Below are 21,784 nucleotides of genomic sequence, written 5' to 3' on the forward strand. Positions count from 1 at the left end.
GATGTCAGGGTCGTGGGGAGCGTCTGGGCTTGGCCGCGATCCCGGCGACGGCGTCTTCGCGCCAGCCCAGTTCACGGCTTATGGCCTCGGCCGTCGCCCGAACCTGCTGGGGCAGCGAGGCCATGCGGTGGTCGTCCATGTACTGCGCCGCGCTCGACAGACTGATGGCACCGACGATGCGTCCGGCAACATCTCTGATCGGGGCAGCCACGCAGCGGATGCGATCCTCGTTCTCCTCGAGGTCGAAGGCGTGGCCGTCGCGCGCGTACTCGCGCATGCGGCTCAGCCAAGTCTCCCGATCCAGAGTGCTTCGACTGGAAGCCTCTTCCATGTCGAACATCTCGGCCCGCCGGACTTCGGTTTCGTCCAGAAGCAGGGCCTTGCCCAGACCCGTTGAACGCAAGGGCTGTCGCTCGCCGACGCGTGAGCTGATCTCGATGCGACGACGGCCAGGGATTTTGTCCAGGTAGAGCGCGCGGCCCTTGTCCAGGACGCCCAGATGGACCGTGTCCTCTGTTTCGGCGGCGAGCGTCTCGAGATGAGGCCGGGCGACGCGGGGAAGATCCTTCTGCTGCTGCGCCTTGAAGCCCAGTTCCAGAAGCTTGGGCCCGAGCACATATCCTTCCCGCGGAAGAAAGTTCAGGTACTGCCTCTCGACCAGCGCTGCCGCGAGCCGGTGGGTGGTGCTGCGCGTCAGGCCCAGACGCGTCGCCAGTTCTGCAAGGCCGATCGTGCCGTCCGACACGGCCTCGACTACATCCAGCCCGCGAAGAAGGGTCTGGCTGCTCGACGATTTGCCGCCCTCCGACCCCTCTGCGGTCGCTGTTCGTGTTGACGCCGATATTCTCATCTCGTAACGTCCTATTTCATATGCTGAAACGATACACAAGCGATCGGCCTGTGAGACAGCGGGGAAAATCAAGGCTTCGGATCGCACGAATCGTGGACGCCCGCCTGCGAACTTCTCTCTACTATCTCATATATTGACACCCGGAGTTCACGCCGCAATGGGATTTCCCGTCATCCGCCAGGTGCGGGCCTTCGTCGTTCGCGGCGGGGGGGCCGATTATCATGACCAGGGCGAAGGCCACTGGATCGACGACCACATCGCCACGCCGATGTCCCGCTATCCCGAGTATCGCCAGAGCCGTCAGAGCTTCGGCATCAATGTGCTGGGCACGCTTGTCGTCGAGATCGAAGCTGCCGACGGAACGATCGGGTTCGCGGTGACCACAGGCGGCGAGCCGGCGGCCTATATCGTCGAGAAGCATCTGGCGCGCTTCCTCGAAGGGCGTGCACCCAATGAGATCGAGAAGATCTGGGATCAGATGTACTTCTCGACCCAGTACTATGGTCGCAAGGGCCTGGTGGTGAACGCGCTGTCCGGTGTTGACCTGGCGCTTTGGGATCTGATGGGCAAGCTGCGGGGCGAGCCCGTTTATCACATGCTCGGCGGGGCGGTTCGCGACGAACTGACGTTTTACGCCACCGGTGCGCGCCCAGACCTTGCGAAGCAACTGGGATTCATCGGCGGCAAGATGCCTCTTCACCACGGCCCGGCCGAGGGTGAGGAAGGCCTGCGCAAGAACATCGAGGAACTGGCCACGATGCGCGAGCGCGTCGGCGAGGATTTCTGGTTGATGTTCGACTGCTGGATGTCGCTGGACCTGAACTATGCCACCCGCCTGGCGCACAAGGCGCACGAATATGGCCTGAAGTGGATCGAGGAAGCACTGAGCCCGGACGACTACTGGGGCTATCGCGACCTGAAGGCCAATGCGCCCAAGGGTATGCTGGTCACGACCGGCGAGCACGAGGCCACGCGCTGGGGCTTCCGCATGCTGCTGGAGATGGACTGCTGCGACATCATCCAGCCCGACGTCGGCTGGTGCGGCGGCATGACCGAACTGATCAAGATCTCGGCTCTGGCCGATGCGCGCGGCGTCATGGTCATTCCGCACGGGTCGAGCGTCTACAGCTACCATTTCGTCGTCACGCGCCATAACAGCCCGTTCGCGGAGTTCCTGATGATGGCGCCCAAGGCGGACGAGGTGGTGCCGATGTTCCAGCCCCTGCTGACCGGAGAGCCGGTTCCGGTGAACGGCAGGCTGAAGGTTCCGGACACGCCCGGCTTCGGCGTCGCCCTGAATTCCGACATCCCGCTCCACCGCCCCTACACCCACTAGAACGCCCGGACCCCGTCCATGAAACTGTTGCGATACGGCCCGAGCGGCCATGAGAAGCCCGGAATGCTGGACGGGGACGGGGTCATCCGCGACCTGTCCGGCCACGTCGCCGACATCACGCCGGACCTGATCCACGGCGAGGGCCTGGCTCGGTTGCGCGCGATCGATCCGGCCTCCCTGCCAGTGGTCGAGGGGGCGCCGCGCCACGGCGTTCCGGTGGCGGGCAGCCGCAAATTCATCGCCATCGGTCTGAACTTCGCCGACCACGCGGCCGAATCAAACCTGCCCATCCCTGCCGAGCCGGTCATCTTCATGAAGGCCATCAGCTGCCTGACCGGGCCGAACGACGAGGTCATGATCCCTCGCGGTTCCCTCAAGACCGACTGGGAGGTCGAACTGGGCATCGTCATCGGTAAACCCGCCTCCTACGTCGAAGAGGCGGACGCGCTGGATCATGTCGCGGGCTATGTCCTGATCAACGACGTCTCCGAGCGCGCCTTTCAGATCGAACGCGGCGGCACCTGGGACAAGGGCAAGGGCTGTGACACCTTCGGTCCCGTCGGCCCCTGGCTGGTGACCTCCGACGAGGTCGCCGATGTCCAGAACCTGGACATGTGGCTGGATCTGAACGGGACGCGCATGCAAACCGGAAACACCCGGACCATGATCTTCGGCGTGGCCGAGATCGTGGCCTATGTCAGCCAATTCATGACGCTGGAACCGGGCGACCTGATCACGACAGGCACGCCGCCAGGCGTCGGCCTGGGCCAGAAGCCGGAACCCTTTTATCTGAAGCCGGGCGACGTCATGCGATTGGGGATCCAGGGTCTGGGCGAACAGCAGCAGACGGCCGTGGCCTGGCACGCCACCGTATCGGGAGAAGCCGCGTGAGTATCTATGGCAACCGCTTCGAGGGCCGCTGCGCCATCGTCACCGGTGGTGCGTCCGGCGTCGGTCGAGAGACGGCGGCACGGATCGTGGCCGAAGGAGGAAAGGTCTCTCTGTGGGATCTGGACGCCGGGGCATTGTCGGAAGTTGCCCGGGCCATCGGAGCCAGCAACTTTCAGGCCGTCGACGTATCGGACCACGAAGCCGTCACCCGCGCCGCCAACGCGAGCGTCGAAGCCATGGGTCGGATCGACATCCTGGTCGTAGGGGCCGGCATCACGGGTGCCACGGGGCCGGTGTGGGAATTTCCCGTCGACAGTTGGCGCCGGGTCATGGACATCAACCTGAACGGTGCTTTCTACTGCTGCCGCGCTGTGGTGCCGCACATGTTGAAGAACGACTACGGCCGGATCGTCAATGTGTCGTCGGTGGCGGGCAAGGAGGGCAATCCGAACGCCTCGGCCTATTCGGCGTCCAAGGCCGGGCTGCTGGGCTTCACCAAGTCCCTCGGCAAGGAACTGGCCCAGACCGGCGTGCGCGTGAACGCCATCACTCCAGCGACCTTCAAGAGCCCGATCCTGGATCAGCTGCCGCAAAGCCAGATCGACTACATGCAGTCCAAGATCCCGATGGGGCGCCTGGGCGAGATGGCCGAGGTGGCCTCTCTGATCTGCTGGCTGGCCAGCGAGGAGTGCAGCTTCTCCACCGCCGCCACCTTCGACATCTCGGGCGGCCGCACGACCTACTAGAGGGAGCGACCAAGGTGGCGCACGACCTGCCGATCGTCGATCCGCATCAGCACCTCTGGGATTTCGATCGCCACCACTACGGCTGGCTGATGGACCATCCGCTGCCGAACAACCCGGCGGGAGACTGCACGCCCATCGCCCGACCCTATGGGCTCGACGACTATCTGGCCGACGTCGCGGGGTGGAATGTGGTGGGCACAGTCCATGTCGATGCGGGGGCCGACGCGGACGAGGCGCTGGACGAGACCCGCTGGCTGCAGGGCATCGCGGACGCGCGGAGTATCCCCAACGGCATCGTGGCCTATGCCGCGCTGGACCAGCCATTGGCCGAGCTCGATGCCTTACTGGAGGCCCATCGGGCGTTCGCGAATGTGCGGGGCATCCGCCAGATCGTGAGCTGGCATGCCGATCCGGCCAGGACCTATAGCCCGCGCGACCTGCTGCAGGACGAGGCGTGGCGCGCCGGCTTCGCCCTGTTGCGTAAGCACGATCTGTCGTTCGACCTGCAGATCTATCCGTCCCAGATGGCCGAGGCGGCCCGGCTGGCGGCGGAGAATCCCGACACGCAACTGATCCTGAACCACGCGGGCATGCCCACCGACCGCGACGCCGGGGGTCTGAAGGCCTGGAGCGATGGCATGGCCCTGCTGGCGGCCCAGCCCAATGTCGCGGTCAAGATATCCGGCCTGGCCATGGTGGACCGGACCTGGACGACGGCGTCCATCCGCCCCCTTGTTCTGGAAACGATCGACCTGTTCGGTCCGGACCGCGCCATGTTCGCCAGCAACTTTCCGGTCGACAAGCTGTACGGGTCGTTCAGCGAACACTTCAGCGCCTATGACGCTATCACCACCGACTTCAGCGACACGGACCGCCGGAAGTTGTTCGGGCAGACGGCGACCGCGATCTACCGCCTCTGATCCACGATGGCGTCGTCGCGGTCCCGGTCCCGGTCCCGCTGGATATCCTCCAGGGACTTGCCCTCGTGACGCGGCGCCCAGATCCAGCCGATCAGTCCGCTCGCCGCCAGAAAGCCCGTCAGGATCCACGCGAGGGTCTGGAACCCTGCCAGGGTCAGCACCGGAACGAAAAAGCTCCACACCCCAAGCATGATCCGCACGACCGCGAAGGCAAGCCCCTGGGCCGTCGCCCGGATCATCGTCGGAAACAGCTCGGCGCTCCACAGCTGGAAGAAGGACTGCTGCCCGAACCCGGCGGCGAACCACATCAGAAACACATGCACCATGGCCAGCGGCAGGGTCAGCGGGGCGACGGCCAGCATGGCCATGCCCGCGACCTGTAACAGGGCTGAAACGCCAAACAGCCAGCGCTGATTGACCCGGTCCGACAGCCGCATGAACACCAGGGCGATGGAGACCATGCCGATCGCGAAACTGGCCGCCTGAACCGCCACGCTGGTGGCCTGGCTCTGATCGCCGACCGTCGAGAGAATGTAGGGAAAGAAGAAGCCATAGGTCCCGGCCCACAGGTTCCACAGCCCGTACATTCCGATAAGAAAGATCAAGGCCTTCAGATGCCGGGGACGCAGCAGCGTGCGCCACGCGCTGGCTTCCCCTTTCGCCCTGGGCCTTGCACGGGCCTCTTCCCACAGAGGGGACTCCTTCATGCGTGACCTGAGGAAGGTCAGCGCCAGGGCCATGACTGCCAGATGGGCGAATACGATGCGCATCCCCAGGATGCCGAGCGGAGCCAACGCCAACGAGAGCAGCAGCACGACAACCGGCCCGGCATACCAGAGGACCTGGGCCAGGCCGCTGTGCTTCCCGCGCGCGCCATTGGGCGCCATTTCGGCGATCAACGACCAGGAGGCGGGAATGTCCGCCCCGACCGCCAGGCCGACCAGCACGAACCCGACCACGATCATCCACGGCGAAACCGCAAAGACCAGAAACAGCATGCCGAAGGCGTAGAACAGCATGTCGTACTGATAGATGCGCTTGCGCCCGTAAAGGTCGCACAGCCTCCCGCCGATCAGCGCCCCGACGCCGGCCGAGATGGCGTTTGCGCTGAACGCACCGATCAGACCAACAAAGGACGGAGCAAGATCATAGGCCGCGACCCGGAGCGCCAGGGCCGCCGACCCTGCCACGATGGAGCCGGCGTCGATATAGTTGGCCAGTCCGGCGAGGATGGTGTTCCGCCAGTCCTCGCGGCTTGATGGTGCCGCCCCCGCGTCCGCGCTCATCCCTGCTCCCCGATCAGGCCGCCTTGGTCACCTCAACCGCATAGACGTGGTTGGCCCCGTGCATGTTCGAGCGGAACACCAGCCAGCGGTTGTCAGGCGTGAAGGTGATGTTGGGCTCCAGCCGATAGTCGTGCGCGCCCATGTTCACCAGGCGCTCGGAGCGAAAGATGCCCGGCCGGATCAGATCGCCCGCGTTGGGGGCGCTCAGGCCCGCCACGTCGGGAATGGCCTCGGGCCGGAACAGGTAGATCCATTTTCCGTTCGGCGCCCGGGCGACCATTTCCGGATCGCCGCCGTCGCCAGCGAAAAGCGCGCCGTCGTGCGAGCTGTTGAAATGGACCGACCACTCATCGCGTTCGAGATGGTAATGGGTCCTGACGCCGGTCTCCAGATCATAGCCCGCGACCGTGAACTTCTGGCCGCGCGGCGTCTGAAGGTCGTACCAGATGGTCTTGCCGTCGTCGGCGAACCACTCGTGGCCGGCGATCTCCATGTTCATCGTCCGGGTGTGAACCCTGGTCATCCCGGTGCCGTTGGTGCGGATGGTCCAGATGCGATCGACCTTGTGCCACGGCCCCTCGTGGCAGAACATGATCAGGCCCGGATCGGTCGGCGAGAACTGCAGATGGTTCAGCCAGTCCGTCGCCCGGTGCACCACACGACGTTCGCCGGTGCGGACATCAAGGGTGAAGATCTCCATCGGAATTCTGGCTTCCAGCCGGTCGTTCAGCCGCACCTCCTTGGCGTCGGCGAACGTCATCGGCGTGCCGTCGGGCCAGTTGGCGGAATAGGCGGCCTGGTCGTATCGCCCGTCCCGCCCCCGGGTCCGGGGCTGCAAGGGCATGTCGCGCTCGGCATACTGACCGAGCAGCAATGTCTCGTCGGCATTGATGGACCCGATGCTGCCCGAGGCGATGGTTCCGATCTCTCGCTCGGCACCGGTGGTGGCATTGGCGGCGAAGACGGTCGTCGCACGGGGCTGGGACGAGCCGTCCCCGGGCGCTGTGCGCGTGAAGTAGATATCGCCCGTCTTGCGACCAGCGAACAGCAGTTGCAGCCCCTCGCCCGTGACGATCGGTCGGATCGCGCGGGTCTGCAGATCCAGTGCCGAAATCGTCCCGGGTGTCGAAAACACCATGGTCCGGCCGTCCGGCAGATAGCTGTTCTGATGGAAATACAGGCTTGAGCTTCCCGGGGCGTCAGACAGGCGAACCACGCGGTGACCTGTGTCGGCATCGATCCATTCGCGGGGCGGCTCGGCCAGGCTGGCCGGTGCCGGCACCGGCTGGGTGGGCGTGGACTGGGCCACGGCGCGGGAGGTGGCCGCCAGCCCCCCCAGAACGAGCGCGCCTGCGGCTGTGCGGCGGGTTAGGTTCAGCATGGCTGTTCTCCGTTCAGCTGGGTCCAACGCCCGGGTCGATGTCCGGGCCGGTACGGGTTTGAGGCGGGGCGGCGGTCGCCTTGCTGGCACCCCACAGGCGCTCATAGGGCCAACCGGTCAGGTCCTCGACGACCTCTTTTGCGGCCGGGCTCGACGGGCTGCGCTCACCGGCATGGAACCGGTCGATCTCGGCCATCAGCACACCGTGGGTCCGGGCGTTCAGCCGGAACCGCCACGAGATGATCAGGCCGAACAGCATCATGGCGATCGGTCCCGCGATCAGCAGCCAGACGATGGTGTTGACGGCTTGCGGCGTCTGCTCGACCGCCACGCCGTCCGTCGGCGAGATATAGCCGCCGGCACCGATGATCCATCCCGTAGCGATAATCGCGCCCGACTGGGCCACCTTTCGGACCAGGGTCATGACCCCGGCGAAGATGCCTTCGCGTCTCTGGCCCGTGACCGCTTCATCCACGTCGGGCAGGTAGTTGTAGACGCTCCAGGGCACGAAGTTCAGCGTGCCGCGGCCCAGACCCGCAAGGATGATGGGGGCGAACAGCCAGAAGACCAGCGTCGGACTGAACGCCGCGCCCATCGGGTTCAGCGCGCTCAACACGTTGCCGTCCAGCGCTGCCAGCCCTTCGCCGAACCCGGCGGGCCGGACGAAGTAGAAGATCAGATACAGCATCAGGGCCAGGCTGAAGAAACTGATGGCGACCCGATAGGCCAGGACTGGCCCGGTGCGGATCACGATGTTGATGGCAATCATCACCGAGATCAGCTGGGCGACATACATCGCCGTCATCAGTTGCGAGATGATCAGAGTCCCACCCAGCAGCACCGTGACGACGAAGATGGGAAAGGCCGTATTGAAGATGTCCTGGGCGATGTATCCGCCCAGGTAGATCGACAGATGCTGGCGAAAGGCGCGGATCTTCAGGGTCGAGAACAGGTCCCGGAACATCGTGACCGGGATAAGGGCGGCGCGCTTCACGTTGAAGGGCGGCGGCTGAAACGCCTTCTCCGCCTCCGTATAGGGCCGCTCCCAGCTGAAGACGACCACCAGGGTCACGACCAGACTGAATATGACGCCAAAGATCGCCGCCATGATCAGAAAGGTCGAGGGCGAATCCTTGCCGCCGAAGTTGGCGATGATGAGCGTCGGCAGATAGGAGGCGAGGATGGCCGACGTCTGCGCCACCAGCATCCGCGCACCTGCGAACTTCGCCTTCTCCTTGTAATCCTTGGTCATCTCTGCCGCGAGCGTTTCCCACGGGATGAGGAACATCGTGTAGAGGAACTCGAAGAAGATGAAGGTCAGCAGGTAGTAGGTGAAGGTCTGGCCCGTGACGAAAATCAGGGCGAAGCTGGGCAGCAGGGGAATGGTCAGCAGCAGGAAAATCTTGCGCCGTCCGACCTTTCGTCCGATCCAGGTGTGGCGAAGATTGTCCGAAATATAGCCGATCAGCGGACAGGTGATCGCCTCCAGAAGTCTGGGAAGACCGAGGATCAGGCCCGCCTCGACCGGCGTCAGGTCGCAGAAGGTGGTGAAGAAGTAGAACAGCCAGCCGGTAATGACCGCCTGGGCACCGGCACCGAGCATGTCGCCCGAACCCCAGCCCCAGTAGTTGATCCAGCTCGGCTTTCGCATCTCCACCGCGGCCATCCGATCGATCTCCTGAAACTCTAGATGAACCGCAGGCGGAACTCGCCCAGAGCCATGATGGCCATTGCCTGGCCATAGGGCATGGAGGTCAGCGGAATGTCGCGATAGCCCTGCAGGGTGTCGAACACCGGGGTGCCGAACGAGACCTGCTGTAGCTCCCCGTCCTCTCCGATGTTGGCGATGACCCCCTTCAGCGCCCGGATCGCCATGTCCTCATATTCGACGGGCAAGTAGCGCTTTCGAACCGCCTTAAGGATGCCGTAGGCGAAGCCGGCCGTCGCCGAGGCCTCCAGATAGCTCGTGGAATCGTCGATCAGTGTGTGCCACAGGCCGCTGTCGTCCTGATGCGCCGCCAGGGCCTTCACCTGGGCCTCCAGCGTCTCGATCAGGAAGCGGCGCAGGGCGTCCTCGGCCGGCAGGTCCAGCATCTCGATGAACTCGGGAATGGCCATGGTGACCCAGCAGTTGCCGCGCGCCCAAAGGGCATCGGCGAAGTTATGGCGTCCCAGGAAATTCCAGCCGTGGAACCAAAGCCCGGTCTTCTTGTCGAACAGGTATTTGATGTGGATGAGAAACTGCTTTCGAGCTTCCTCGACATAGTGCGGGCGATCCAGCAGCAGCCCGATACGGGCCAGCGGCAGGACGCTCATCATCAGCGTGTCGTCCCACAGTTCCTGCGGGTTCTCGTCGTTGAAGACGATGTGCTGGAAGCCGCCCTCCTCGGTCCGGGGCAGGCCATCCATGAGCCATTCCGCCCAGACGTCCAGATAGGGAATATAGGTCTCGTCGCCCGTGTGCTCATAGAGGTTGGCGAGGGTCAGGAAGGGCGAGACGGTGTTGATGTTCTTCGTCGGCGTTCCCGCCTCGAACCGGTTGGCGAACCAGTCCAGCATGATCTTCAGGATGGCATCGTCACCGGTCTGTTCGAACAGGCGATACAGGCCATAGAGCCCGATGCCGTGGGTCCACTCCCAGTCGTTCCAGCCCTTGGTGTCGATGACCCGGCCGTCGTCGAGCTTCAGCAGGAACGCGCCCGTGTCGTCCTTGATGTTCACCAGGTTGTCGATCAGACGCGACAGGGTCTCATCGATGTCGGTTCTGGCGATGTCGTGGACGAGATTGGGCATGAAGATGATCCGGGTTTCGGGGATTCGACGCGGGGCGCGCACCGAAATGCGCGACCGCCGCAGGCATTGAAACTGCCTCGGCAGCGGCGGATCCCCCCATCCGCCTCGAAGCCTCTATCTCATTCTTTGTTACCCCATCTCATAATGTGGCAAAGGCCGGTCGGTCAAGTGATCCGCAGGCACTTGCGTGGCGTCGCCGGACACCAGCAGTTGCGGCCCGATCTGGTCCAGCCGGCTGACACCGACCAGCGTCATCGCCACACGCATCTCGGCGGCGATCAGCGACAGGACCGCCTCCACCCCGCGCTGCCCCCTGGCCGCCAGACCATAGACCCAGGCACGGCCCAGCAAGACGCCGTCGGCGCCGCTGGCCATGGCCCGCAGGACATCCAGGCCCGAACGGACACCGCCATCCATCAGCACCGTCATGCGATCGCCCACGGCCTGCGCGATCGGCCCCAGCGCGTCGATCGACGCCAGGGTCCCGTCCAGCTGACGCCCGCCGTGATTGGAGACGACGACCCCGTCAAATCCGCGCGCGGCGGCCTCTAGGGCATCGGAGGGATCCAGGATGCCCTTGATGACCATGCGACCGGGCCACAGGCTGCGAATCTCCTCAGCGTCGTCCCATGTCACCGAGGCATCGAAATTGTTCGACATCCAGGACCAGTAGTCGTCGATGCCTGCGCCAGATCCCAGCGCCGACGAGACATGGCCGATGGTGTGCGGCCCACCCAGAAGCCCGACATCCAGAGCCCAGGCCGGGCGCGTCATGACCTGCGCAATCCGGCCGAGCTGGCGCTGCATCGCCGAGCCGCCCGACAGACCCGAGCGCTTGTCGCGATAACGGGGCCCAGGCGCGGGCATGTCGACGGTCAGAAACAGCGTATCGGACCCCGCTCCACCGGCGCGGGCGATCATGTCGCGCATAAAGCCGCGATCGCGCGTGACGTAAAGCTGGAACCATGGCGGGGTCTGGACGCCCTTCCGGACCTCCTCGATCGAGCAAGCACCAACGGTCGAGAGGCAGAACGGTACGCCCGCCGCTTCGGCTGCACGCGCGGCCTGCACCTCGCCGCGACGCGCATTCAGCCCGGCCATGCCGACGGGACCGAGTGCCAGCGGCATAGCGGTCTCGCGTCCCAGCAATGTACCTGCAAGCGAGACGTGATCGGCACCGGTGAGCACTCTCTGGCGAAGACGCACATCATTCAACCGGTCGCTGTTGTCGCGCAGCGTGGTCTCTGCGAAGGCGCCGCCGTCCACATAGTCGAACAGAAATCTTGGAATCCTGCGTCGCGCGGCCTCGCGATAGTCCATCACGTCGGCGAGGATCATCGGCAAGGCGCTCCTGGGGTGCTCACGGGTTGTGATTTGCGCATATTAAGACAATAATCCATATAGTGGGATATCACAATCCAGATATGGACCTGACAACTTAAGTCGGCTGAACCGGAAAATCCCTCCCTTTCCCGTTTCACGGTCCCGACCGCGACGATCAGGGCCACGACCACAGCGACCAGGATGCGATTACGGAAGATCTGGTTGTTGGACTCCGCGTCGTCAGTGACGCCGACGTGGCCTGAACCCGGTTTCGTGGACACCATCATAAGGTGTTTTTGGAGCTGAGCGCGATGATGGGACTGCGGAAGTTCAGCCGGACATCGCTAGCCGGGCTGCATGTCGCGGGTGGAAACCCAGCCTGGTCGCCTCGCCGGCGTTAGCGACCACCACCGCGTTCTGACCAAACCGCTCCATCCAAGCGTCGAGCTGTTCGTCCGAGGGGTCGAGAACACCAAGGCTTGGCTCCGGCTCCCAGTCCCCGGTCGGATCGACGCCTGCGGCCGGGAACCATTCCAGGCCGGCCGCTTCGACGGCCTCGATCAGATCCGCCTGGTGCGCTTCGTTCTCGACCTGACTCATGAGCCTGCTGAACGGGTTGAAGGCCGTCACCACCGCCAGCCGGGAATACGGCTCGTTGCCCGGCGGAGGATCGAACTGCTCGCCAATCTTCAGCGTGATCGTCCCAGATGGAAGTTCGATCCAGTAGGAGGCGGCTTCATAGGCCAGCAGCAGCTCGGCCGGAATGATGACCTCGGCTGCGTCATCAAGAGTAGCAGGTTTCATTAGCCCGCCCCGTCCGGTCGTTGTGCCCACCAGGACCGTATCCGCAGGCGCAGCAGGTCGTCGAACGCCAGGTAGAAGGCCGACTCGCCGCGCATGAATTCCAAAGCCTCATCGAGCGAGCTCTCCGGCAGCGAGAAGTTGACCCCGAGGACCGGTTCCGGGTTCCAGGCCCCGAGGAAGAACTCCGCCAGACCGCCTAGCGTCAGTGGCTGCGAGGACGTCCGCCCGGCCCTCCCACTCAGAGTGTCGCCGCCATACTCGTCCACAACACGGTAGCGGATCCGGCCACGTCCCTGAGCCGCGTAGAGGCAGATGACGTCTTGGGTCACCGACTGCAGGGTGATCCGCGCGATCTCCATCTCGGTCGCCCTGCGCTCAGGCAGATACTCGCCGCCCAACATCGCAGGATGCGAGGTGCCCCAACTGCGAAGCAGGCTTGCAGGCAGGGCCGGCTCGGCTAAAGCCAGCGGCAAAGGGGCGTCACCTTCAGACAGAATGGACGCCAGCATGCGCCGTCGTTCTGCGCCCTTCACAGAGCGAAGGACGTGCATCGCCAAGGCAGTCGGCCTGAAATAGCTCGATGGACGAAAGCCGAGGTCGATCTGCCCATCTTCGGCATCTGTCTCCTTGGGATCACCGGCGATCTGGTCTGGGACCGGAGGTTCGAGAGACCCGGCAGGTGTCGCTCGAGCCCCTGCCAACTTGCCAAGCTTGGTGACCTGCGGGGGTTCGCCTGGATGTTTCATGGCCATTCGCCCGCGAATGGGGCAAAGACAGGTCTACGGACCGCTGACCCGGTCGGGTGCTCCGCGGGAAAAGCGCGTCGAGATCCGCAATAAAGAAACACGAAATAACGGCAGATGAGGCCCTGTCGCTGAGCGGGGGGCGTCTGGTTCTCCATTTTCGCTCACCCGACCGATGCAGCGATGGCTTCGGCATCGGCGACAAACATGTATCCGTCCGCCGCACCCGGTGCGCCCAAGAGGGCGTCGCCAGCCGGCTGCTCCCACGAAAACTGCGGCCGACCGAAATGACCGAAGGCAGCGGTCGGCAAGAAGCCTGGACGGGTCAAACCCAGCCGATCGATGATGGCGCGCGGACGCAAGGCCTCCAGCAGGCTGGCAGCGGCCTCGGGGTCGAGGGACAGAGTTCTCCCTCCTTCCAGATCCAGATGGACCGCCACGGGCTCTGCGACGCCGATGGCGTAGGCCAGACGAACCTCGCAGGCGGTAGCGAGCCCGGCGTCCACGACCGTAAGGGCCAACTGCCGTGCGGCGTAGGCGGCGGAGCGATCGACCTTGGTGCCGTCCTTGCCAGAGAAAGCTCCTCCCCCATGGCGAGCGAAGCCACCGTAGGTGTCGGCGATGATCTTACGACCTGTGAGGCCGGCGTCGGCGACCGGGCCGCCCTGGATGAAGGTTCCGGCCGGGTTCAGCAGGAGCTCGGCCGTATCGGCTTCTGCGCCCAGGACCGGGCGAATGATCTCGTCGCGGAGGATCTCTCGGACCTCGGACAGGGAGACCTCGGCGAGATGCTGGCTGCTAATTACAACGTTTTGCAGGCCTTTGGGCTTGCCGTCCTCGTAGCGAACACTGACCTGGGCCTTGGCGTCCGGACCGAGAATGCCCAGCCGATCGCGTACCTCCCGCTGGCGGCGGATTAGCCGATGGGCCAAGGCGATGGGCCTAGGAAGGTGCTCAGGCGTCTCGCGGCAGGCATAGCCAAACATCATGCCCTGATCGCCGGCACCGGTGTTCGCTCCACTGCCTACGCCGTCGCCGATCTCGGTCGACTGCAGGGTGATAGAGGTCCGGACATTTAGCCGGCCCAGCTCCAATCCCCACCGGCCGTCGACATGGCCGATGGACGACAGGACATCGCGAACGATCTGGTCAAAGTCGAGCTTAAGGTCGTGTCCGGTGAGCTCTCCGAACAGCCAGACCGACGATCCCTTGATCGCGGCCTCGACGGCAACCCGGGCGTTAGGATCCTGGGCCAGGGCGGCATCCAGAACGGCATCGGACAGCTGATCGGCGATCTTGTCCGGATGGCCGTCTGCGACGCTCTCGGACGTAAACAGCCCCTCTATGCGTGGTAAACAACCGACGGAAATACGAGACATGGGGTGGCTCTCCTTCGCATCAGCGAGAACCACGAACGGGGATGTGACCATAAGAGCCCGCACTTTTTGCCGGTCTGGCACACATCCCCTTTCGGGAGCCACCTTCGCCCGGGATGGGCAGGTTGGCGACGGCCACGATGACCGCTCTCTTGATGTTGGCTGCAAGGTGCAGCCGAAGATTCAGTCCGTCAAGGGGTGCCGGGGGGCACTGCTAACGGTCGTAGGGATTAGATCAGGGTTTCATGGCTGGATTGCCCTCTGGTGGTCCGCTTGGTCATAGCTTTGGCCCTCAACGCCCTCGAGCTAACGCTAGCGGCAGTCTTTTGGCATTGCGCGTTTCGGCTGAAAGGCGGCGAGCTGTCTGCCATTACTGCCTCGATCCACCCCGACTCACACCCCACGCGGGACGGTGCCGGTCAGCCCAGGACTGACTTTCCGGGGCGGTGTCCCACGTCGCATGAATATTCCCGACACTTTCTGGACGGCCACACAGGGCTCCTTCCATCACTCTTTTAATAAGAAAGGTGTAAGACAGTGGGACAGCATTGAAATCATTGTCACTTTTGGCGTTCCTCACATGTTTCGGTATGGGGCACCTGTGAGACAAGACGCCAGTACCTCCCCTTTTTGCCGTCTCGACGATACTCCTTCTGGTCGAAACCCGCTTTTCGCAACGCCTTCACTGCCCGGTCGATTTCGTTTTTCCTTACGTGTTTAGAAGCAAACTCTAGTCCTTCGACCAAAGCCTCACGTGTAGTGAAGCCTCTCTCTGCCGGCACAATGTCCTCGAGCGTCTTGGTCGCGGCCCACGCGACAAAGTCGTCTTCCCAGGTGTCGAGCACCCGGTAGGCCCCGTGCTCGACCCGCCCCAGCCTCTCGGCCTCCTGCCATGCCACCCCGTCACGCTTCCAGATCGCCGCCGCCTCGGCCCACAGCTGGTCACGATCTCGGGCGATGCCCTCGACGTCGACGACCCCGACGCGCACCGGCAACCACCGCCGCTCGCCGGTGGGGTCGTCGAACAGCTCCATCGCATTGGACGTGCCGACGAAGATGGCGCGGCGCGGCATGGTGACGGCGAACTCCTTGTACTTGGGCACCCACTCCTCGTGTCGCCGGGTGACCCAGGCCTTGATCTCCTCAAGCTCCTTGGTGCGCAGGCCCTGCAGCTCGGCGAGCTCGGCCGCGAGGCAACCGCGCATCAGGCGGGCGCGCTCGACCTCGGCCTGGGTGAAGGACAGCTGACGGTGGGTGTCGGGAGGCACCATGGCTGCGACCGAGGAGGACTTGCGGAAGCCCTGCTCGGGAGAGATCAGGATAGGCACCATGTCGGCCTGGCACCCGGGCTTGAACACCCGCCCAGCCATGGCCGTCCACCAGTAGCGGGAGACGGCGGCGGCGTAGGGCGTGGCGGGCACCGAGAAGTAGCGGGCCAGGAAGCCGTCGATGCGGCTGACGCCGTCCCAGGCCAGGCTGTCGAGCCAGACCATGGCGGTGTCGATGCGGTTCCTGTCGGCGATGTAGTGGACGATGTCGCGCATCGTCTCCTTGCCGATGGGCTTGAAGCCCTGGGCCTCGAGGCGCAGCCGCAGCTCGACGTAGTGGCTGTCGCGGAAGGGCCGCCAGATGCCCTTCGCGTCGGTGTCGGCGAAGACCAGCTCGTCGCGGAACTCGTCGTACCTGATGTCCATCAGGCAGACGTCAGGGCGGGCGAGGGCGGCGCGCAGGTTGCCGATAACGGCCTCGATCCGCCCGTTGCCGTCGCGCTTGTAGGCAGGGAGCGGCAGCTCCTCGGGCTTGTCGTCGACGACAGCCACGAAGCTATCGGCCGTGACCTCGTTCCAACCGGCCTCGCGTGCGTGGAAGAGGATCGTCGCCCCGGTGATCGGGTTGGCCGAGGGCGGCCTGCCCGAGAGCCAGTCCCAGACTTTGAACTGGAGCTCGTCCTCGTCGAACTTGTGGCTCCGAGAACTGAACTCGACCGCCAGGGCCCAACCGTCATCCGACCCGCCGGTCTCGTAGTGGATGGCGATGATGATGTCGCGCCACTCGTCGTAGCCCAGGCCCTCCCCGTCGTTGGGGACGGCGGCGAGGGCCGAGCGGAGCTCGTCGAGGTCGCCGCCAGCGTAGGGCACGACCTCGCGCACCGGGTGCTCGAGTACCGGCACCGGGGCCGACACCTTCCAGCCGGGGTCGAAGTCCCGAGGCATGATCTCGCCCTCGTAGATGGGGGCCGACAGCCCGGCGAGCGGGAGGATGAACTGGTTGCCGAAGCCGTCGAGCGGGACGCTGTCCTGCTTGGGGAAGACCTCGATCTCGCCAGCGGCGACGCCCTTGGCCCCGTCCTTCATGCCCGCGGTCAGGAGGATGCGCTTCAGCTCCTGGCGCACGCTGTATGCGTCCTGGTCCTCGTCCCAGAGCAGGTAGACGTGGATACCCTTGCCGCCCGACGAGCTGAACTGCGTGCCGACCAGACCTGACTTCAACAGCACCTCGCACAGATCGTCGGCGACCATGGTCATGCTCTTCCAGGACGTCTCGCCCTTGTGGCTGTCCAGATCGAACAGGGCCACGCGCGTCGTGCTCTCACCCGCCTTGATCGGGCAGACGCCACGAGGCTGGCCGCCGTCGAGGTGGCGCTTCAGGCGCACCTCGGTCAGGGCCTCGCGCGTCCAGATCATGCCGCGTTCGGTCTTGGTCGCCGTCACGTCCGTGCGGACGCGACTGACCAGCGGCTCGAGGGCCGCGCGTAGGTTGCTGATGGTCAAGAGAGTTACGCTCCCCGGCCGCCGGCCGCCCCGCAGACGTCCTGACGGGAGGACAGAGCGGTCAAGGCCGGGCGTTGGCCCGACGCGAGACGCTCTTGCATCCAGGCGTCGATCTCAGCCTCCGACCAGACGGCGCAACGAGGGGTGAGCATGATATGTTGAGGAAACCGACCCGCCTTTTCGAGGTTGAATAGGTGGGTGCTTGAAATGCCGACTTTTGAAAGTACAGCCCGGCGGCGAAGGAAGCGGTTGGGTGTGCTCATGTGAGTGCTCCAGAAGAACGGGAAGCCTCCTATCTCTCGCAATCAGACCTTCCGAATCCTCCCTATTTTTCGCAACACCCGGTTTAGCGCACTCATTGCAGCTGCGGGCGACTTACCTGGAAAATGGCCGAGACCTTGCATCCGCTCAGCCAGTTGGCGGTGGGTCAAGGAACCGCCCCCACTCAAATCTTCGAAGCTCAACAGCGCATCCAGATCGCGCTTCACCAGCCAGTGTTTGTCGAATACGGCGGTGAAGCCGAGGGCCCGGAGTGCACGATCAGGCCGATCGCCTGCTTCCGCCGGGATGACATCATCGACGACCTTCTGCGCCAAGTGCAGCATCCAGGTGTCCCGCTCCGCCAAGTTGGCCGTTCCGTCTGCGATGGAGCGCCAGATAAACTCCACAGCGCCCATATCGCCGCGTAGCGCCTGCTCGAGTTCAAGGCTTGTTTCGAGCTCCACGCGAAGGGCCGCCTCGAGATCGTCCTTCAGCTTGGGATCCAGTTCGAAAGGCTTGGTCTCCTCATCGTCATTCGGGCTGGACATCTGCCTTTCCCTCCCCCCTGCACCACGCAGCCCAATCCTCCATCAGGGCTCTGCGCTTTTCGAACATGTCGCCCCGACGGTAAGCCGCCTCGACCTTGTTGCCGATGGTGTGGGCCAAGGCGAGTTCGACAAGGTCCGGGTGATGAAAGGTCGCCTCGGACGCCCAGTCCCTGAATGACGACCGGAAGCCGTGTACGGTAATCGGTGGGGTCCCCTCACCTCGGTCCATACGTCGGATGACGGCCAAGAGGCTCATATCCGACAGAGCACGGCCGGCCTGCGCGCTCGGGAAAAGAAGCGTGTCCTCTCCATCCTTAGCGTCCTGGATCCGCGGCAAACTTGATAGGAGTGTCAGTGCATCGTTGCTCAACGCCACCCGATGTTCTTTTTTCGCCTTCATCCGCGCGGCCGGCACCGTCCAAATCTTTTGCGACAGATCGATCTCCCGCCAGCGGGCGTTGCGCACTTCGCCGGAACGAGCGGCCGTCAGCACGGTGAAGGCAAGAGCTCGAGCGCTGATGCCCGGCATGGCTGAGAGCCTGGCCATGAAGTCCGCCATGAGCCGCCATTCGAGTGCGGGGTGATGGCGTACGGCCTTCACGCGGGATTTGAGCGGCAGCAGCGCATCCAGATGGCCACGCCAGATCGCCGGGTTCTCGCCCTGGAACCAGCCGCGCGCCTTGGCGTAGCTGATCACGAGTTCCACACGAGCCCTGACGCGCGACGCGGTCTCGGGCTTTTTGGACCAGATCGGTTGGAGGATGCCTAGGAGATGTCCGGTGGTCACTTGCTGGACCGGCAGCTGGCCGATCAAGGGGTAGGCGTAGGTTTGGAGCGTGCTACCCCACTGCTTTGCATGCTTGGCATTGCGCCACCCGGGGCTATGGGCCCTGATGTACTCTGTCGCGACGACGTCGAACGTCTTGGCGTCCCCGACCAGTTGTCGGACTTGTTCGGCAGCCGCTCGAGCACGCTCGATCGCAGCCTGCTTGCGTTGCTCGAGCGGGTCTGCGCCCGAGCGGGTCAGGTCTCGGAGTTCTTCCGCCCTGGCGCGGACCTGGGTGACGCTTAGCGCTGACAGTGAGCCTAGCCCCATCTCCCGTCGTCGGCCGGCGACCTGGTAGCGGAAGATCCAGCTCTTCGCGCCGGCCTTGTTAACCGACAAATAGAGCCCACCACCGTCCGCATGCATGCCCGACTTGGCATGCTTGATCTCTAGCGTCGACAACCCCATCCCACCGCCCCTGACGCGTCTATCCCACCACCGTTCCCACCACTTTCACGGTGATTTGCCAAGAATGAAAATGACCTCCATGGAGCGATCGCTCCATATTGTGTCTTTATTTTCAGTATTCTGGGGCACGTTCTTTGTGCCTCATGGAATGTCTTCGAATGACCCATAGGCGGCCACCGCTTCCGCCACGCCGCGCGCGAGGTTGTCGCCGAGCCGGGTCGTGGCGGCGTCAAGCCGGCCGCCAAACGGGCTAGACCAGCCGGCTCTGCACCATGGCCGCCTCGATAAAGCTGGCGAACAGCGGATGCGGCTTGAACGGCCGGCTCTTCAGTTCCGGGTGATACTGGACGCCGATGAACCACGGGTGGTCGGTCCGCTCGACCGTCTCGGGCAGGATGCCGTCGGGCGACAGGCCGGCGAAGATCAGGCCCTTGGCCTCGATGGCCTCGCGATAGTTGATGTTGACCTCGTAGCGGTGGCGGTGTCGCTCGCTGATCGAGGTCGTGCCGTAGATTTCCGCGATCCTCGATCCGGGGGCGAGGGTCGAATCATAGGCGCCCAGCCGCATGGTGCCGCCCAGGTCGCCGCCCTGGGTTCGCAGCACCCGCTGATTGCCCTGGGTCCATTCGGTCATCAGGCCGATGACCGGCTCCTCGGTCGGGCCGAACTCGGTCGAGGAGGCCCTGGGATAGCCGGCCTGGTTCCGGGCCGCCTCGATCACGGCCATCTGCATGCCGAAACAGATGCCGAAATAGGGAATGTTGCGCTCGCGGGCGAAGCGGGCCGCCTCGATCTTGCCCTCGGCCCCGCGCTCGCCGAAGCCGCCGGGCACCAGCACCGCGTGCGCGCCCTGGAGCCGCTGTTCGCACAGTTCGCGGTCGCCCTCGAAGGTGTCCGCCTCGACCCAGTCGATGTTGACCTTGACCTGATTGGCGACGCCGCCGTGATGCAGGGCCTCGATCAGGGATTTGTAGGCGTCCTTCAGGACCGTGTATTTGCCGACCACGGCCACTGTGACCTCCCCGTCGGGCTGCAGACGCCGGCGCACGATCTCGTTCCAGCTCGACATGTCCGGCTCGGGCGCGTCCGTGATGCCGAAATGCGCCAGAACCTCGGCGTCCAGGCCTTCGCGGTGATAGTCGAGCGGCACCGCATAGATGTCCTCGGAATCCATCGCCTGGATGACGCCGGAGGGCCGCACGTTGCAGAACAGGCCGATCTTGCGCGTCTCTTCCTCGGGGATCGGAAATTCACAGCGGCACAGCAGGATGTCGGGCTGGATGCCGATCGAGCGCAGTTCCTTGACCGAGTGCTGGGTCGGCTTGGTCTTCATCTCGCCGGCGGTCTTGATGAAGGGCAGCAGGGTCAGGTGAACGAAGCAGGACTGGCCGCGCGGCAGGTCCTGGCCCAGCTGGCGGATCGCCTCGAAGAAGGGCAGGCCCTCGATGTCGCCGACGGTGCCGCCAATCTCCACCAGGACGAAGTCGACGTCCTCGCCCTCGTCCGTGAAGGCCGGCGTCAGGCAGAAGGATTTGATCTGGTCAGTGACGTGCGGGATCACCTGCACGGTCGCGCCGAGGTAGTCGCCGCGCCGCTCCTTCTCCAGGATGGTCGAATAGATGCGGCCGGTCGTGACGTTGTCGGACCGCGCCGCCGAAACGCCGGTGAACCGCTCGTAGTGGCCGAGGTCGAGGTCGGTCTCGGCCCCGTCGTCGGTCACGAAGACCTCGCCGTGCTGATAGGGGCTCATCGTCCCCGGATCGACGTTCAGATAGGGGTCGAGCTTGCGCAGGCGGACCTTGTAGCCGCGCGCCTGAAGCAATGCGCCGAGAGCCGCCGACGCCAGCCCCTTGCCCAGCGAGGAAACCACGCCGCCCGTGATGAATACATATCTAGCCACGGGGGATCACCTTAGCCCTGATTCGGGCGCCGAAGGACCGCTCCGCGATCCGTCTTGCTGAAAAGTCGCGGATCGGCATGCGATCCACCTGTTGAAAACAAAACTCCGCCCCGGCGCAGGGCCGGAGCGGAGGTGTTGGTGGCGGGAGAAGCGGCGGAGGATGTCCCCGCCGTCACCTTATTGAGCCGGCGCGGGGGCCGGGGCGCTGCCGGCCGTCGGCAGGCTGGCTTCCAGATCGTCGAGGGACGGCGCGGCCGGGGCGGCGGGCGCCGTTTCGGCCGGAGCGGTCTGCTGTCCGGCGGCCGGAGCCGTGTCCAGTGCGATTGAACCGACGGCGTCGGCGTCGACGACCGAACGGCTGGCCCGTTCCATGTTGCCGACGATGGTCAGGCTGATGGCGCAGATCACGAAGAGAGCGCCCAGCCACCAGGTCGTGGTGGTCAGGAGGTTGCCCGCGCCACGCGCGGTCATGAAGCCCGAAGGCCCCCCGCCCATGCCCAGCGCGCCGCCTTCGGAGCGCTGCAGCAGGATCACCCCGGACAGGGCGATCGAGATGATGATCATGGCGGCGAGGAGAATGGTCTGGAGCATGGCGGCTTACATGTGTGGCGGACGACCGCC

The 21,784-nt window shown here is 64.6% G+C and carries 19 protein-coding genes and 1 riboswitch; of the genes, 4 read left to right on the top strand and 15 right to left on the bottom strand.

Translation table 11 applies throughout. The features are described 5' to 3' along the window. Positions 1-4 precede the first annotated feature (4 nt). On the bottom strand, positions 5-850 hold the full coding sequence (locus ACP7A5_RS05820; protein ID WP_426041022.1) for an IclR family transcriptional regulator: 846 nt from the start codon (positions 848-850) through the stop codon (positions 5-7). A gap of 157 nt (positions 851-1,007) precedes the next feature. Here ACP7A5_RS05820 and rhmD point away from each other — a divergent pair, with 157 nt between their 5' ends. The 4 genes from rhmD to ACP7A5_RS05840 are packed head-to-tail and all read left to right on the top strand — an operon-like array spanning position 1,008 to position 4,743. Continuing rightward, positions 1,008-2,186, top strand: coding sequence for an L-rhamnonate dehydratase (gene rhmD, locus ACP7A5_RS05825; RefSeq protein WP_426041023.1), 1,179 nt, complete (start codon positions 1,008-1,010; stop codon positions 2,184-2,186). Positions 2,187-2,204: 18 nt separating this feature from the next. Continuing rightward, the gene (locus ACP7A5_RS05830) at positions 2,205-3,077 is read left to right on the top strand and encodes a fumarylacetoacetate hydrolase family protein (protein WP_426041024.1); all 873 of its coding nucleotides are present in this window, start codon (positions 2,205-2,207) and stop codon (positions 3,075-3,077) included. Then, a complete protein-coding gene (locus ACP7A5_RS05835) occupies positions 3,074-3,823 on the top strand; it encodes an SDR family NAD(P)-dependent oxidoreductase (RefSeq protein WP_426041025.1) in 750 nt (249 codons plus the stop codon). The genes ACP7A5_RS05830 and ACP7A5_RS05835 overlap by 4 nt, the downstream gene beginning before the upstream one ends. 14 nt (positions 3,824-3,837) lie before the next feature. After that, entirely contained in the window at positions 3,838-4,743 is a 906-nt protein-coding gene (locus ACP7A5_RS05840; RefSeq protein WP_426041026.1) for an amidohydrolase family protein, read from the top strand. Here ACP7A5_RS05840 and ACP7A5_RS05845 read toward each other — a convergent pair. From ACP7A5_RS05845 to secG, 14 genes are all read right to left on the bottom strand, one after another. Beyond that, a complete protein-coding gene (locus tag ACP7A5_RS05845; protein ID WP_426041027.1) occupies positions 4,731-6,029 on the bottom strand; it encodes an MFS transporter in 1,299 nt (432 codons plus the stop codon). The genes ACP7A5_RS05840 and ACP7A5_RS05845 overlap by 13 nt on opposite strands. A gap of 13 nt (positions 6,030-6,042) precedes the next feature. Continuing rightward, a complete protein-coding gene (locus ACP7A5_RS05850; protein ID WP_426041028.1) occupies positions 6,043-7,410 on the bottom strand; it encodes an oligogalacturonate lyase family protein in 1,368 nt (455 codons plus the stop codon). Between the two features lie 13 nt (positions 7,411-7,423). Then, positions 7,424-9,076, bottom strand: a complete 1,653-nt coding sequence (locus tag ACP7A5_RS05855; protein WP_426041029.1) for an MFS transporter — start codon at positions 9,074-9,076, stop codon at positions 7,424-7,426. A gap of 20 nt (positions 9,077-9,096) precedes the next feature. Continuing rightward, positions 9,097-10,203 (bottom strand): glycoside hydrolase family 88/105 protein, encoded by a 1,107-nt coding sequence (locus tag ACP7A5_RS05860; protein WP_426041030.1) that lies wholly within the window; start codon positions 10,201-10,203, stop codon positions 9,097-9,099. Positions 10,204-10,332: 129 nt separating this feature from the next. Further along, entirely contained in the window at positions 10,333-11,541 is a 1,209-nt protein-coding gene (locus tag ACP7A5_RS05865; protein ID WP_426041031.1) for an L-lactate dehydrogenase, read from the bottom strand. A gap of 315 nt (positions 11,542-11,856) precedes the next feature. Continuing rightward, positions 11,857-12,360 carry a DUF3293 domain-containing protein gene (locus ACP7A5_RS05870; protein ID WP_426041032.1) on the bottom strand — a complete coding sequence of 168 codons (504 nt, stop codon included), beginning with the start codon at positions 12,358-12,360 and terminating at the stop codon, positions 11,857-11,859. Continuing rightward, positions 12,330-12,839, bottom strand: a complete 510-nt coding sequence (locus tag ACP7A5_RS05875) for a hypothetical protein (RefSeq protein ID WP_426041033.1) — start codon at positions 12,837-12,839, stop codon at positions 12,330-12,332. Before ACP7A5_RS05875 ends, ACP7A5_RS05870 begins: the two co-directional genes overlap by 31 nt. Before the next feature lie 398 nt (positions 12,840-13,237). After that, positions 13,238-14,452: a methionine adenosyltransferase gene (metK, locus tag ACP7A5_RS05880; protein ID WP_426041034.1), complete on the bottom strand. Its 1,215-nt coding sequence runs from the start codon at positions 14,450-14,452 to the stop codon at positions 13,238-13,240. Positions 14,453-14,503: 51 nt separating this feature from the next. Further along, positions 14,504-14,613, bottom strand: a riboswitch (SAM-I-IV-variant riboswitch). Positions 14,614-15,009: 396 nt separating this feature from the next. Beyond that, positions 15,010-17,220, bottom strand: a complete 2,211-nt coding sequence (locus tag ACP7A5_RS05885; RefSeq protein ID WP_426041035.1) for a VapE domain-containing protein — start codon at positions 17,218-17,220, stop codon at positions 15,010-15,012. Between the two features lie 5 nt (positions 17,221-17,225). Continuing rightward, positions 17,226-17,483: a helix-turn-helix transcriptional regulator gene (locus tag ACP7A5_RS05890; protein ID WP_426041036.1), complete on the bottom strand. Its 258-nt coding sequence runs from the start codon at positions 17,481-17,483 to the stop codon at positions 17,226-17,228. A gap of 42 nt (positions 17,484-17,525) precedes the next feature. Further along, positions 17,526-18,029, bottom strand: a complete 504-nt coding sequence (locus ACP7A5_RS05895) for a hypothetical protein (RefSeq protein ID WP_426041037.1) — start codon at positions 18,027-18,029, stop codon at positions 17,526-17,528. After that, a complete protein-coding gene (locus ACP7A5_RS05900) occupies positions 18,013-19,263 on the bottom strand; it encodes a tyrosine-type recombinase/integrase (RefSeq protein WP_426041038.1) in 1,251 nt (416 codons plus the stop codon). The genes ACP7A5_RS05895 and ACP7A5_RS05900 overlap by 17 nt, the downstream gene beginning before the upstream one ends. A gap of 250 nt (positions 19,264-19,513) precedes the next feature. Further along, positions 19,514-21,163 carry a CTP synthase gene (locus ACP7A5_RS05905; protein ID WP_426041039.1) on the bottom strand — a complete coding sequence of 550 codons (1,650 nt, stop codon included), beginning with the start codon at positions 21,161-21,163 and terminating at the stop codon, positions 19,514-19,516. A 177-nt stretch (positions 21,164-21,340) separates the two neighbouring features. After that, entirely contained in the window at positions 21,341-21,754 is a 414-nt protein-coding gene (secG, locus tag ACP7A5_RS05910) for a preprotein translocase subunit SecG (protein ID WP_426041040.1), read from the bottom strand. Positions 21,755-21,784 lie beyond the last annotated feature (30 nt).

The sequence above is a fragment of the Brevundimonas sp. TWP2-3-4b1 genome (genome assembly GCF_049897665.1).
GTDB lineage: Bacteria > Pseudomonadota > Alphaproteobacteria > Caulobacterales > Caulobacteraceae > Brevundimonas > Brevundimonas subvibrioides_B.

Coding starts and splice junctions, on each gene's coding strand:
- ACP7A5_RS05820 (WP_426041022.1), bottom strand. CDS start 850: ATGAGAATATCGGCGTCAACACGAACAGCGACCGCAGAGGGGTCGGAG.
- rhmD (WP_426041023.1), top strand. CDS start 1,008: ATGGGATTTCCCGTCATCCGCCAGGTGCGGGCCTTCGTCGTTCGCGGC.
- ACP7A5_RS05830 (WP_426041024.1), top strand. CDS start 2,205: ATGAAACTGTTGCGATACGGCCCGAGCGGCCATGAGAAGCCCGGAATG.
- ACP7A5_RS05845 (WP_426041027.1), bottom strand. CDS start 6,029: ATGAGCGCGGACGCGGGGGCGGCACCATCAAGCCGCGAGGACTGGCGG.
- ACP7A5_RS05850 (WP_426041028.1), bottom strand. CDS start 7,410: ATGCTGAACCTAACCCGCCGCACAGCCGCAGGCGCGCTCGTTCTGGGG.
- ACP7A5_RS05855 (WP_426041029.1), bottom strand. CDS start 9,076: ATGGCCGCGGTGGAGATGCGAAAGCCGAGCTGGATCAACTACTGGGGC.
- ACP7A5_RS05860 (WP_426041030.1), bottom strand. CDS start 10,203: ATGCCCAATCTCGTCCACGACATCGCCAGAACCGACATCGATGAGACC.
- ACP7A5_RS05865 (WP_426041031.1), bottom strand. CDS start 11,541: ATGATCCTCGCCGACGTGATGGACTATCGCGAGGCCGCGCGACGCAGG.
- ACP7A5_RS05875 (WP_426041033.1), bottom strand. CDS start 12,839: ATGCTGGCGTCCATTCTGTCTGAAGGTGACGCCCCTTTGCCGCTGGCT.
- metK (WP_426041034.1), bottom strand. CDS start 14,452: ATGTCTCGTATTTCCGTCGGTTGTTTACCACGCATAGAGGGGCTGTTT.
- ACP7A5_RS05890 (WP_426041036.1), bottom strand. CDS start 17,483: ATGAGCACACCCAACCGCTTCCTTCGCCGCCGGGCTGTACTTTCAAAA.
- ACP7A5_RS05895 (WP_426041037.1), bottom strand. CDS start 18,029: ATGTCCAGCCCGAATGACGATGAGGAGACCAAGCCTTTCGAACTGGAT.
- ACP7A5_RS05900 (WP_426041038.1), bottom strand. CDS start 19,263: ATGGGGTTGTCGACGCTAGAGATCAAGCATGCCAAGTCGGGCATGCAT.
- secG (WP_426041040.1), bottom strand. CDS start 21,754: ATGCTCCAGACCATTCTCCTCGCCGCCATGATCATCATCTCGATCGCC.